Origin of the sequence: Alteromonas sp. BL110 (assembly GCF_003443615.1) — a bacterium.
In the GTDB taxonomy this organism is placed as follows: domain Bacteria; phylum Pseudomonadota; class Gammaproteobacteria; order Enterobacterales; family Alteromonadaceae; genus Alteromonas.
Genome location: NZ_CP031967.1, coordinates 1023336 through 1035967 on the forward strand (window position 1 = coordinate 1023336; position 12632 = coordinate 1035967).

Sequence of the window (12632 nt, forward strand, 5' to 3'; positions counted from 1 at the left end):
TTAGCTAAACGCCAACTCATTTTAAACAGGAATTGTTTTAACACATGAAAGTCACCAAAGTAGAAATTTTCGATATCGAATGCCCTAAACGCCCACAGTGGAACCCTGTATTCGTGCGTGTTTACACCGATGAAGGCATTACTGGCGTAGGTGAAGCAGGGCTTGCTTATGACTGGGGTCACAGCGCCGCCGCGCATATGATTAAAGAGATTTCCGAGGCGATGCTGATTGGCTTTAATCCTTTTCACACTGAACTGCTTTGGTCGAGAATGCTACGCGAGGGCTTTTGGGGACTAGGCGGCGGCCCGGTAATTTATGCCGCGATGAGCGCGATTGATACTGCTCTTTGGGACATCAAAGGTAAGGCGCTTGGTTTGCCTGTATATGAATTGCTTGGTGGTAAAACGAATGGCAAACTTCGTAGCTACGCTAGTCAGCTGCAGTTTGACTGGGATAAAGAAGTAACCAAGCTTAATGACCCCGCAGATTATGCTCGCGCCACTGAAAAAGCCCTGAAAGACGGTTACGATGCGGTGAAAGTTGACCCCATCGTTTACGATAAAGACGGTAACACTCACTTTGACAGAACGAAGCTGTTTACTAAACCCGAGCTTAAACTTTTCAAAGCTCGCCTTCAGGCGATTAGAGACACCATGGGCGAAGATGGCGACATCATCTTTGAATGTCACAGTTTGTTAGGTGCGTCAACGGCCATTCAACTGGGTGGTATTGTTGAAGAAATTGGCTGCTTGTATTACGAAGAACCGGTTAATTATCTCAACTCTAAGCTTCACGATAAAGTGGCGAAGAACGTCAATGTGCCTATTGCGGGCGGTGAACGCTTGTACCATCGCTGGGATGTACGCCCTTACCTTGAAGACCAATCAATTGATGTACTTCAACCTGATGTTGGCCTTTGTGGTGGTTTCACCGAAGCGAAAAAGGTATGTGACTATGCTGACATTTACGATGTACGCGTTCAGGCACACGTTTGCGGAGGTCCAGTTGCGACAGCGGCAAGCCTACATCTAGAAACGGCCATTCCAAACTTCCTAATTCACGAGCACCACACCTACGCCATTAAAGACTGGAACCGTGAACTTTGTATTCAAGATCCTCAGCCTGTAAACGGCTTTATTGAAGCACCTGACGCGCCGGGAATTGGTATCGACCTAAACGATGAGGTGGTTTACCGCTCGCCACACATGACGGTAACTGAGCTTAAATAGCAAAGACGCATACCGGCAATCTTGTAAGCTTGTAAGTTAACTACATAGGATATGCTTGCACGGTGTCTGCACAAGCTATTCTTATTGGGTATCTGGGTAGCTTAACAGCGTCGGAGTAAGCTATGAAGCATGTTCCAGGCTAGCCTTTAAGCAATGTTGTACCATTGCTTAGCGTTTCTAGACAACAGCGCCACTTTTTGAACCTCGGAAAGCGGCGCTACCATATCTGAGAATCCATGCCAAAGTGCAGCATAAGGCATTCGCCACTGGCACAGCGGGAAGTTGCTAGCAAGCATAATTTGATTTGTGCCAACTATGTTCAACAAGTTTTCAAAAATATAGTAAGCCCGCTGCCACCGCCAGCTGCGCTCCTGCATTTCTAACCCCGAAAACTTAAATGCAACCTGCCCGGTTTCACTCAAGACTCGAATATTTTGTCGCCACGTTTTAAACGCAAAGCTATTTATATCAATTGGCGCAATAGCAGCGTGATCAATCGCTACTTTCAAAGCTGGGTTTTGTTCTAATACGTTAAGTAATGCACTCACGGCATTGCTATTTGCAATATTTAGCTGCGCCTCAAAAGACAAGCCTCTAGAAGCCATATGACTAAGCGCCCACTTTACTTTAGGAGCGCGTAGAAGGGTTTCAGCGTCGTTATCTAAGATATGGCGAAGCCCGCGTACTGAGGGGTAAAGCGCTAGCTTATCGATATGACTGCCAACGCTATTTGCAGCTAAATCTATGCAACCAACGGAGCGAAATGGCAGCGTACAATGACGCTCTAGAAAGGCAATTTCTCGCCACGGTCTACTGTTATCGTAGCCAGCTTCAATATGAACAAACCCACAAAGCTGACCTAGAGAAGCGCGATGAAGCATCGCCTCTGTGGTATTTTTAGCAATACTTTTCTTATCAGCCCAAAAAGGCGCATTAGTGGGTTTTAGCCAATTGTACTGACCTTCATCCAAAGCAAAAAGATGGATATGAGGGTCTACCCACGTTTGTGAATGCTGAACCATTTTTTATTCTTTAACCCTGAGTTTGTGCACTTGCGTGTAGCGTTTTTTACATCGCCTACTTGCCGTAGTGCTAATTGACCCTCACTATTAAGCAGCGCCTTCTGTGCCTCTTATTGAGCTCTTTCTATTGAGCTGTATAGCCCCCATCAACAGCGTACAAACTACCCGTGATGAAAGATGCTTTATCGCTGCATAAAAAATAGGTCAGTTCAGCTACGTCTTCAGGCTGACCTAAGCGACCAATAGGCTGCGCAGCAGCTTCTTCGGCTACTACTTCACTTTTATCTGCCCCAGAACGTGCCACGTAATTGTCAATGGCATTGTGAAAAAGAGGCGTTTCGATAGTACCAGGGCACACCGCATTAACGCGAATGTTATAGGGTGCATAGTCAAGCGCGGTAGTTTTTGCCATAGACGCCAGTGCACCTTTACTTACCCCGTAGGCAAAGGAGTTTCGCTTTCCTACAAAAGACTGATCTGAACCCATTACCACAATGGCTCCACTTCCCTGCTTTTTCATCGTCGGCAAGCATGATTTAATTGCGCCATAGGCGCCTTTTACGTTAAGACTAAGCACCTTATCAAGCAAGGCTTCGTCAGTATCTTCAATAGTTGCAGATACGTGGATACCTGCATTACATATCAACGCATCTATACGCTGATAAGACGCAATAACTTCATCGATTGCAGCCTCAATATTACTTACCACGCTTACATCACAAGGCTTCCATATAGCATTGGGTATTGGTTGCTCAAAGTCTCTAATATCCAAATTAACGACGTGATAACCGTTTTGACTAAACAACTTACATACCGCAAAACCAATGCCTAAGCTTCCCCCCGTTACAATACAAACTGGGCCCGGCGAATATTCACTACTATGGTAAAGATTTTTCTTCGCGCTATCTGAATTCATGTTTTTATATACCGTGTTGCTGGTGTGTCTGTGAATGCGTTACTTTTAAGTAAGCTAAGCATGCCAGTGGGAGTCTGAATTGCAAGAGAGCTTAGCACTTGTGTTCTCCATTCTAAATTAACATTGATGCGCGAGGCGTGATCTCCAGTAATTTCAGTTATAGCTCAATCCCCATATCATCCAAATTTATTATTAACTTTCCTTTAACGGACTATTCGGACTACGCTTTTTGTGACTATAATAAGCAAAATTAAAACACTTGTTTGAAAAAGGAGTCATCCATGCCTCTGTACCACGCCCCTACAACTGATTTTCAATTCTTACTAAAAGACTGGCTTGGACTCGATGCTCACTACGAAAAGCTCGGTATCAGCGACTTTGATAGCGACCTAGCCAATGAGATTATTGCGCAGGGCGCAAAATTTGCTCTTGATGTAATAGCCCCTCTTAATCGTGAAGGCGACGAAGAAGGCTGTAAGCTTGAAGACGGTAAAATTACTACGCCTAAAGGCTTTGCAGATGCCTATCAGGAATATGTAGCTAACGGCTGGAATGCGATGCTAGGCACTGCCGAGTACGACGGGCAAGACTTGCCGTACACCATGGCTGTGCCTGTTCACGAGATGCTAAACGCGGCGAATTTGAGCTGGCGCTTAACTACTATGCTGACCGAAAGCGCGACACTTGCAGTGACTAAACACGCCAGTAAAGAATTAAAAGATATTTACCTTGCTAAGCTAATCAGTGGTGAATGGACAGGTACCATGAACCTGACCGAACCTCACGCGGGAACCGATTTGAGCTTGCTTAGCACCAAAGCTGATCCACAAGCCGACGGCACCTATAAAGTAACGGGTAATAAGATTTTTATCACTGCCGGTGATCACGACTGGAGCTCGAACGTTATTCACCTTGTTCTTGCTCGACTGCCTGACGCGCCAAAAGGTGTTAAGGGTATAAGTCTGTTCTTAGTACCTAAGTTCCTTCCAGACGCCAGCAATGAGCCTGGTGAGGCGAACAGCCTTTCGGTAGGAAGCATTGAACACAAAATGGGGATTAAGGCCAGCCCAACCTGTGTGATGAACTTCGACGGCGCAACAGGCTACCTTGTCGGTGAAGAAAACCAAGGCTTAGCATGCATGTTCACTATGATGAACGACGCCCGCTTCCAGGTAGGCCTTCAAGGCTTAGGTGCGGCAGAAGCATCGTACCAAGGCGCGCTAACCTACGCTCGCGAACGTGTACAGTCTCGCGCACCTCAGGGTATCCAAAACCCAGAAGGCAAAGCAGACCCAATCGTATTTCAACCTGACGTAGCGCGTATGTTACTTACGCAGAAATCATTGATTGAAGGCTGCCGTGCACTTTCACTTTTCTACGCGAAATTTATGGACGTAGAAAAGCTGGGTGAAGGCCAGGAAAAAGAAGATGCCGACAAAATACTTCAGTTTTTAACACCAATTTGCAAAGCCTTTATGACGGATATGGGCCTTGAAACCACCAGCTTAGGTGTTCAGGTTTTCGGTGGTCACGGATTTATTCGTGAGTGGGGTATGGAGCAACTTATGCGCGATGTGCGCATAGCAATGCTGTACGAAGGAACAAACGGCATTCAGGCGCTAGACCTTATCGGCCGTAAGCTTACCCGCGATGGCGGACAGATGATGGAAGCGACTTATAAAGCGTTCAGTGCACTGGTTAACGATATTCAAGACAGTGAAGCGAAAGGCCTAGCACAAGGTATTCTTGATGATTGGCGCGCATCGTCAGCAGACTGTTTAGGGATGGATGCGACAACCGCAGCCGCCGCCGCTTGCGACTATCTCGCTTACAGTGCTTACTCACTTATTGGTGTACTGTGGTACAGCATGGCCGACAAAGCTCAGGCTTCAGGTAACGCGGTACTAGCAGCGTCTAAGATGAAAACACGTGACTTCTATATGGAACGCATTTTAGTACGCCGTGACGCGCATAAAGCCGCTTACAAAGCGGGCCCTGAAAGCACACTCGCTATTTCGGGTAATGAGTTTGATTACCTGTAAGCGACATACGCTTTCCTAGCCCAATAAAGTTGGGCTAAGAACACAAAAAAGGTCACTACACGTGACCTTTTTTATTGCCTTTTTAAGGGAATGTTTTAATCGTTTGCCGCGACTTGCGTGGAGAACGTATCAGCAAACCAGTCGTTAAGCATGGCTTTCTCGTACGACAACGACTCGGTGCGATTATGACGAATATTCGATTCCATAAAGTCCATGTCTTTAAGCTTCACATCTTCACCACTCAAAATGACCTGACCATCAGAATTAGATAGCGAGTAACTAAACGTCATTCTTGGAATATCGATGCGTTTAATTATTCGCACATCGCTGCCAGCCCCGCTGCCAAAACCTACAAACTGACTCGGCCAAACCTGCCCCGCTAAATCAACGTTTGTTACTGTCATCGACAGAACTTGTGATTCGGGTAATTCGCTGGCCAATTCTGTAATATGCTCTTCCAGGTCTTTTAAGGTTCGCTCACGAAAGCGTTTACGAGATTCATTGGCTGGCCTGACGTCGCTGTAAGACTCTGGCTCTTCCCATGTTATCTCTACCTCAGCGGCTTGGGTTGGTGCGAAAACCACAAGAGCCCCTACTGCTGCGGCGCAACTTAAACAAGAAAAAGTACGTAATTTATTCACTTTCATGCTCCTAAATTCAGTCGTTTAACCTTAAGTTAGCAAGCGTTGGGAAAGTTATTAATCAAAAAAACATTAGAAAAGTTTTAGGTTCAACTTTTTCTTACGTAAAACGCTAATGTCACTTTGAAACTTGCATAACCGGAGACTGCTTAACAATTAGGCACAGTTTCGCGCGTTTAGTTCCCGTAAAGTTAGGGTTTATATCATCGTTATCACAATAGGTGTGGTGAAAGCGTTTTACGCTCGCAGCATCGGCAGTAATTTGTTTAACGTAACTTTGCTGGTAAGGTTTCAAAGGGCTTAATTCGATATTTATTTTATCTTGCAAACTACGTAATTCTTTTCGCTCCGGAAGCGTGGCAACGGTCACCAGCCAGTCAGAAAAAGAATTTTGGATATCTTCAAATAGATACTGAACAAAAGAAGAGCGCAGCACTATTACCAAAACAATAATTTCCGCAGCGATAATAAAGAACCGTAACATGACTTCTCAGCTAACTTTGATAGAGGTTTACAACATGTAGCGCCACTTTGTGCGCCTTTTATCAACAATATGCTTAATAAATGCGTTGCTAATTTATATTACAACAAGGTTCACTGTACATGATTTGGGCGCTTATTAACCATATTATTGCGCATCATAGTAATGAGATATCTAACTCGCTGTAAATACAGTAGTTTATACCAAGGTATAACTTGTAGATTTTTTAAACCGACACTTTGTAGGGCTAAGCAGTTAACGAATCTTATGCTCATCAATCATGTTACTGTATTTTAAAATTTACAAAATGAACTAATGTCACTGAGAATAACCGCCTCTCATGTTACTTTCTGAACTTTCAGTATTGACTGAAAGTTTAAAAAGGTAGACCATACGCCGCATTATTGATCTATATTAAATATGACGTGTTAAACGCAGTTATACTGCACAGGCAGTTTGTTACGTCACATAAGGTTAAGCTATGAATGAACAAATACCGGTCAAAAACGTAACACCGGTAAAAGTACATAAACCCAAAGGAACCACAGAAGGCAAACGGCATGACTCACGCAGCCGTATTTATGTGCGCGCTGTGCAGGGCCCTCTGGAAACGTTTAGACGTTTCTTTGGTCTTTTCTTTTTAGCTCTTTTTGCCATCATTCCGTGGATTCAGTACAACGGCCATCAGGCGGTACTGCTTGATATCGGCGAACAGCGTTTTACTATTTTCTCGCTTACTTTGTGGCCTCAAGACCTTACCTTACTGGCTTATATATTTATTGTTTCCGCTTTCGCATTGTTTTTTGTCACTACCTTCGCTGGCAGAGTGTGGTGTGGCTTCATGTGCCCACAGACAACATGGGTATATATATACACATGGTTTGAAGAGAAGTTTGAAGGCCCACGAAATAAGCGCATAGCTCTTGATGCGCGCAAAATGGATACCGACAAATTCTTGCGTAAAACGGCAAAGCATACTGCTTGGGTTCTGGTAGCACTATTAACTGCACTAACCTTTGTCGGCTACTTCACCCCTATTGATACCCTGTTTGTGGACTTTGTGACATTTAATACCAGCTTCTGGGCGGGTTTCTCTGTTATCTTTTTTGCGGTCTGTACCTATGGTAATGCAGGCTATATGCGTGAAATCATGTGCACGCACATTTGTCCATACGCACGCTTTCAGTCGGCCATGTTCGACAAAGACACCTTTACCGTATCGTACAATGCAAAACGTGGCGAACAACGCGGTCCGCGCCCTCGTAAGCTCAGCCATGAACAGGTTCAGGAAAAAGGTTTAGGTGACTGCATCGACTGTAATTTGTGTGTTCAAGTATGCCCAACCGGTATTGATATTCGCAATGGACTTCAATACGAATGCATCAACTGCGGCGCCTGTGTTGATGCCTGTAATGGCGTAATGGACAAGATGGGTTATCCCAAGGGCTTGATAAGTTTTACCTCAGAAGAAGAGCTTGCGGGAGGTAAGACTCACGTTTTTCGTCCTAAGCTAATTGGTTACTTTATCGTTCTTTTAGTTATGACAGGTTTGTTGTTCGCCAATATTTGGATGCGCAGCCCAACCGAAGTCGACATCATCCGCGACAGAAACTCATTGTACCGCGAGACCAATGAAGGGCTTATTGAAAACGTATATACCATCAAGGTGCTCAATAAAACCCAACAACAGCAAACATACACTATTGCTGTAAAAGGTCTTCCTGATTATGAGTACATAGGTGAGCAGAAAGTGACAGTTAAAGGCGGTGCGGTTTATAGTACGCCGATTTCTGTTGCAACTGACGCGTATAATCTGGAAGATACGGTTACCGATATTTTTATCAGTGTAACCACCACTATTGATGGGGAGACGGTTACTGTTGATGAACCAACCAAATTCCTTTATCGATGACAGATTTTTCTTTTTCTGGGCTTAGTCCAGACACCATATTAGATGCCCTGGAAAGCCAGGGCATTTTTCTTCAAAGCGGACTGCTAGCGCTAAACAGCTATGAAAACCGCGTTTATCAATTTTTGGCTGAAGACGGGCAGCGCTACGTAGTAAAATTTTATCGGCCTGGTCGATGGACAGACGCGCAAATTCTTGAAGAGCACGAGTTCGCCGCTGAACTTATGGATAATGACATCCCGTTGGCCGCGCCTATAGTTTTAAACGGCAGTACGCTACACCATCACACGGTGGCTGAGACTGACTATCGATTTACGCTATTTCCTTCGGTAGGCGGTAGACAATTTGAAAACGATAACCTTGACCAGCTCGAATGGATGGGGCGTTTTATTGGCCGTATACACCGCGTCGCTTCAGCTAAAGGTTTTACTCATCGCCCTTCTATTGAGATTGAAAGTTATCTTAAAGAGCCCAAACAAGTCCTTGAACAAAGTACCCTGCTACCCGAACATCTAAAAACGGCCTTTTTTGCCATACTCAACCCTGTGATTGACGCGACCCTTAAGGCTTACAAACCCACATCGAATATTCGATTACACGGTGACTGCCACCCTGGCAATATATTATGGCGTGACGGGCCGACCTTCGTTGACCTTGATGACTGCCGTATGGGGCCAGCTATACAAGATTTATGGATGATGTTAAGTGGCGACCGCCAACAACAGCTTTTGCAACTTGATACTCTGGTAGAGGCCTACGAAGAATTCCATGAATTCGATACGGCACAACTACCGCTTATTGAACCTCTTAGAGCCATGCGCATGGTGCATTACATGGCATGGCTTTCTCGTCGTTGGGAAGACCCTGCTTTCCCTCGTGCATTTCCCTGGTTTGCTGAAGACAAATATTGGGAAGGCCAGATACTTGCCCTAAAAGAACAGCTATCTGCACTCCAGGAGCCACCGCTGAAATTGGGTTACTGATTAGACTTTTACACTACGTAACAGAGCGCTTTTTCGATACTCTTATAGGTTTCGAAAAAGCGTAAGTTATAAGAAACCGTATTCGCTATCACTTTTTAAGTTCTATATAATCACGCGGTGTAGGTGCTCTTGTCTCGCTCTATAACAACCACATGACAAGAGGTAAACGGGAAATCAGTGAAAAGCTGATGCTGCCCCCGCAACGGTAAACTCAACGCATTGTCGTTTTCTTTTCAATCGCCACTGTCTTTTATACGTTAACGCGCTACTGCGCAATAAAACGCCACTAGATGGGAAGGCAAAAGAGCTATTACATTCTTAGTAATGGTGAGTAAGCCCGGATACCGGCCTGTACTTCATGGTGTCGTTTGTTTGCTCACTTTCAAAAGAAGTTACGCAACAACGTGCACTTTCACTCATCATGTGCTCGGGTGGAGCGCATCAAAGACAATATAAAACCATGCGTACACATTTTACTAAAGCAGCCCTTAGCGCTGCAGTTATTTCGTGCTTAAGCACACCTGCCTTTGCTCAAACCTCAAATCAAGATATTGAAACGCTAACCGTTACCGGCACCCGTTTGCCTATTTCACTAACTAAACTGCCTGGCTCAGTTTCGGTGCTGACTGAAAGCGATATTAAAGCTTCAGGCGCGCTTCAAATTACAGATTTAGTTCGCGGCTTACCTGGCGTTAGCTTGTCTCAGTCAGGCAGCCCTGGTGGTTTAACCGAACTGCGCGTGCGCGGCGGTGAAACCAACCATCTTCTTGTTTTAATTGATGGTGTTGTTGCCAATGACGTAGGCCAAGGGAGTCTTGTTGACCTTGCGCACCTTACCAGTGCTAACGTAGTGCGCATTGAGCTACTTCGCGGCCCACAAAGTGCAAGGTGGGGTAGCGGTGCAATTGGTGGTGTACTAAGCATTACCACCAAATCTGGCCAATTTGCCGACAATATATCTCACGTAGATTTTTCTGCTGGCGTTGGCACTCAGGGTACCCTTCAGGGCAGTATGAATGCGCGCTCACAAAGCGATAACGTGGGTGTGTCAGCCTACGCGAGCTACATTCGAACTGACGGCGATAATGTGTCTCGCGTTGGTAACGAAGACGATGGCTATGACAATATGACTGCCGGCATAAATCTCAATTATGCCGCCACCACCGAGCATACCTTCATAGCCAATTTACGTACTGTTCAATATGAAAATGACTATGATAGTACTGACTTTGTAATAACCGGCCTTCCCGCTGATTCAGATAACGTGACAGATGGCGAGCAAGTTAGTGCAAAGTTAAAATGGGAGTTTGCCCCTGAAAGTAAGGCTTTCCGCTCGGCATTAAGTGCACACTATCGTAAAGATGAAAACGACAATACTGAATCGGGTACTGATACAGGCGGCACCACAGGTGAACGTATTGAGTTAAATTGGACCGGTTTTTACACCATCGACAATTGGGATCTTGCAGGCGGTGTTGAATATCTGAAGCGCCTTTTTGAACAGCGCGGCCCTATTGTATTTGGCGATCCTAATCAAAAACAACACGACAACACCTACAGCGTATTTGCAGAAGCAAACAGCCAGCTAACCGAGTCGCTAACGGCAACGTTGAGCGCAAGGTTCGACAACAATAGTGAGTTTGACAATGCCGTTAGTTATCGCGGCGGTCTCACGTGGCAACTTAACGACCACTACGCTGTTTTCACAAGCTATGGTAGAGCGGTTAAAACGCCTACTTTTACCGAGCGTTTCGGTTATTTCTCTGCAAGCTTTATAGGTAACCCTAACCTAGAGCCTGAGACCAGTGAAGAATGGGAAGTGGGTATTAAAGCCAACTGGCAATCGCTTTCTGGTCAAATCAGTACCTATACCACTGATCTTGAAGACGAAATTAACGGCTTTGTGTTTGTATCTGACTTGGGTGCATTCAGTGCTGATAATATCGACGGTGAAAGTTCACGAGAAGGGATTGATGTTGAGTTAAACTGGGACAGTGGCTATGGTGACCTTACCGCTGCCTACAGCTATCTAGACGCTGAACAAACTGACAGTGGCATCACAAGCACCGAGTTACGTCGTGCTCGCCATCAAGGCTCGATAACTTATACCACTGACTTCGGTACAGAAAAGTTCAGTTTTTACACCAAGCTTGCCTACACAGGTAGTCGTTACGATACTTTCTTCCCACCATACCCTGAGCCGTCTCAAACGTTAGCGCTTTCAGCTTATACCCTTGCTACGGTTAACTTAGGTTATCAAATTGATAGTCAGTGGCAGGTCTCGTTGAAAGTCGACAATGCATTTGATGCCGACTATGAAGACATCGTGGGTTATGCGGGGCAGGAGCGACGAGCGCTGTTTTCTGTTAACTATACGATGTAGTTAATTTAGGCTTAGCCTGGTTCGCGACGTAATAATTGGCGTAAGCTAGCAATTTAATCGGCTACACCTTGGTGTAGCCGTTTTTCGTTCAATAGTTTGGCGTCTATTTTATTAATAATCCTTTCTATCTTTTTTACCGCTGACTTAGGCTTCAGCACATTCTCTTTCTCATCCCCAACCCTCGCCTTTGCAGTTAATGCTATTCATCTTCTATTCATGGTAAGACGTTTATTCTGCGACAATCGCTTATCCTATCGCAGACAATGTTAACCTTATCGCGTACTAATACTTTGTTGTAAAACAGGTCCTAGTTAAGCGAATAAGGCTGTGATAATCTCAACATTGATAATCGTTTATTAATACAGGATCATAATCCATGAAAAAGTTTGCAGTAATGTTTGTCATGGCAATACTTTTGCCTTTAACAGCTTGCGCTCAAGAGCCGGCGTCTAAATGGAAAGAAGGCACGCACTATAAAGTGCTTGATAAAGAAGCCACAGATAAACCAGTAATTACTGAGTACTTCTCATTTTGGTGCCCGCATTGCTTCCAATTTGAGCCAATCGTTGCACAAATTAAAGAGAAGAAAAGCGACGGTACTAAGTTCAATAAAGTACACGTAAACTTTATGCGCTTTACCGGCCCCGAAGTTCAGGACGATGCGACCAAAGCCATGCTTATTGCTCGCGCAATGAAGCAAGAAGACGCAATGAACAATGCTATCTTTAACTATATTCATAAGCAGCGTGCGTCTATCACAGGGCTGAAAGACCTTCGCAACATCTTTGTTGTTAACGGCGTAGACGGCGCAGAGTTTGACAAAATGGCTAAGAGCTTCGGCGTTAACAGCATGGTGCGCAAAAACCAACAGCAAATCGATGAATACCGTGAACACCTAACAGGTGTGCCTAGCTTTATTATCAACGGTAAATATCAGCCAACGTTCACCTCTGATATGACCTTTGATGACATCGCTGACCTCATCGTGTGGTTATCCGAACAGAAGTAATTGCCTGTTATCAATTA

At 44.9% G+C, this 12632-nt stretch carries 10 protein-coding genes and 1 riboswitch; of the genes, 6 read left to right on the forward strand and 4 right to left on the reverse strand.

Going from position 1 to position 12632, the window contains the following annotated elements; translation table 11 throughout:
- Positions 1 to 44 precede the first annotated feature (44 nt).
- A complete protein-coding gene (locus tag D1814_RS04415; protein WP_118490281.1) occupies positions 45 to 1229 on the forward strand; it encodes a mandelate racemase/muconate lactonizing enzyme family protein in 1185 nt (394 codons plus the stop codon).
- 146 nt (positions 1230 to 1375) lie between these two features.
- On the opposite strand, the gene D1814_RS04420 is transcribed toward D1814_RS04415, so the two are convergent.
- Both D1814_RS04420 and D1814_RS04425 read right to left on the reverse strand, forming a co-directional pair.
- A complete protein-coding gene (locus tag D1814_RS04420) occupies positions 1376 to 2251 on the reverse strand; it encodes an amidohydrolase family protein (RefSeq protein ID WP_118490282.1) in 876 nt (291 codons plus the stop codon).
- 124 nt (positions 2252 to 2375) lie between these two features.
- A complete protein-coding gene (locus tag D1814_RS04425; protein ID WP_118490283.1) occupies positions 2376 to 3167 on the reverse strand; it encodes an SDR family NAD(P)-dependent oxidoreductase in 792 nt (263 codons plus the stop codon).
- Between the two features lie 281 nt (positions 3168 to 3448).
- Here D1814_RS04425 and D1814_RS04430 point away from each other — a divergent pair, with 281 nt between their 5' ends.
- On the forward strand, positions 3449 to 5209 hold the full coding sequence (locus tag D1814_RS04430; RefSeq protein ID WP_118490284.1) for an acyl-CoA dehydrogenase family protein: 1761 nt from the start codon (positions 3449 to 3451) through the stop codon (positions 5207 to 5209).
- A gap of 95 nt (positions 5210 to 5304) precedes the next feature.
- Here the strand turns inward: D1814_RS04430 and D1814_RS04435 are convergent, their stop codons facing one another.
- Both D1814_RS04435 and D1814_RS04440 read right to left on the reverse strand, forming a co-directional pair.
- Positions 5305 to 5850, reverse strand: a complete 546-nt coding sequence (locus D1814_RS04435; protein WP_118495304.1) for a DUF3016 domain-containing protein — start codon at positions 5848 to 5850, stop codon at positions 5305 to 5307.
- Between the two features lie 118 nt (positions 5851 to 5968).
- Entirely contained in the window at positions 5969 to 6334 is a 366-nt protein-coding gene (locus D1814_RS04440; protein ID WP_118490285.1) for a hypothetical protein, read from the reverse strand.
- Between the two features lie 478 nt (positions 6335 to 6812).
- Here D1814_RS04440 and ccoG point away from each other — a divergent pair, with 478 nt between their 5' ends.
- The 4 genes from ccoG to D1814_RS04460 all read left to right on the forward strand — a co-directional run bounded on the left by ccoG (position 6813) and on the right by D1814_RS04460 (position 12615).
- A complete protein-coding gene (ccoG, locus tag D1814_RS04445; RefSeq protein WP_118490286.1) occupies positions 6813 to 8243 on the forward strand; it encodes a cytochrome c oxidase accessory protein CcoG in 1431 nt (476 codons plus the stop codon).
- A complete protein-coding gene (locus D1814_RS04450) occupies positions 8240 to 9223 on the forward strand; it encodes a serine/threonine protein kinase (RefSeq protein ID WP_118490287.1) in 984 nt (327 codons plus the stop codon). Before ccoG ends, D1814_RS04450 begins: the two co-directional genes overlap by 4 nt.
- 104 nt (positions 9224 to 9327) lie before the next feature.
- Positions 9328 to 9590: riboswitch (cobalamin riboswitch) on the forward strand.
- 93 nt (positions 9591 to 9683) lie between these two features.
- Complete coding sequence (locus D1814_RS04455) at positions 9684 to 11606, forward strand: TonB-dependent receptor plug domain-containing protein (protein ID WP_118495305.1); 1923 nt, start codon at positions 9684 to 9686, stop codon at positions 11604 to 11606.
- 376 nt (positions 11607 to 11982) lie between these two features.
- Entirely contained in the window at positions 11983 to 12615 is a 633-nt protein-coding gene (locus tag D1814_RS04460; RefSeq protein WP_118490288.1) for a thiol:disulfide interchange protein DsbA/DsbL, read from the forward strand.
- The last annotated feature ends 17 nt before the right edge of the window (positions 12616 to 12632 follow it).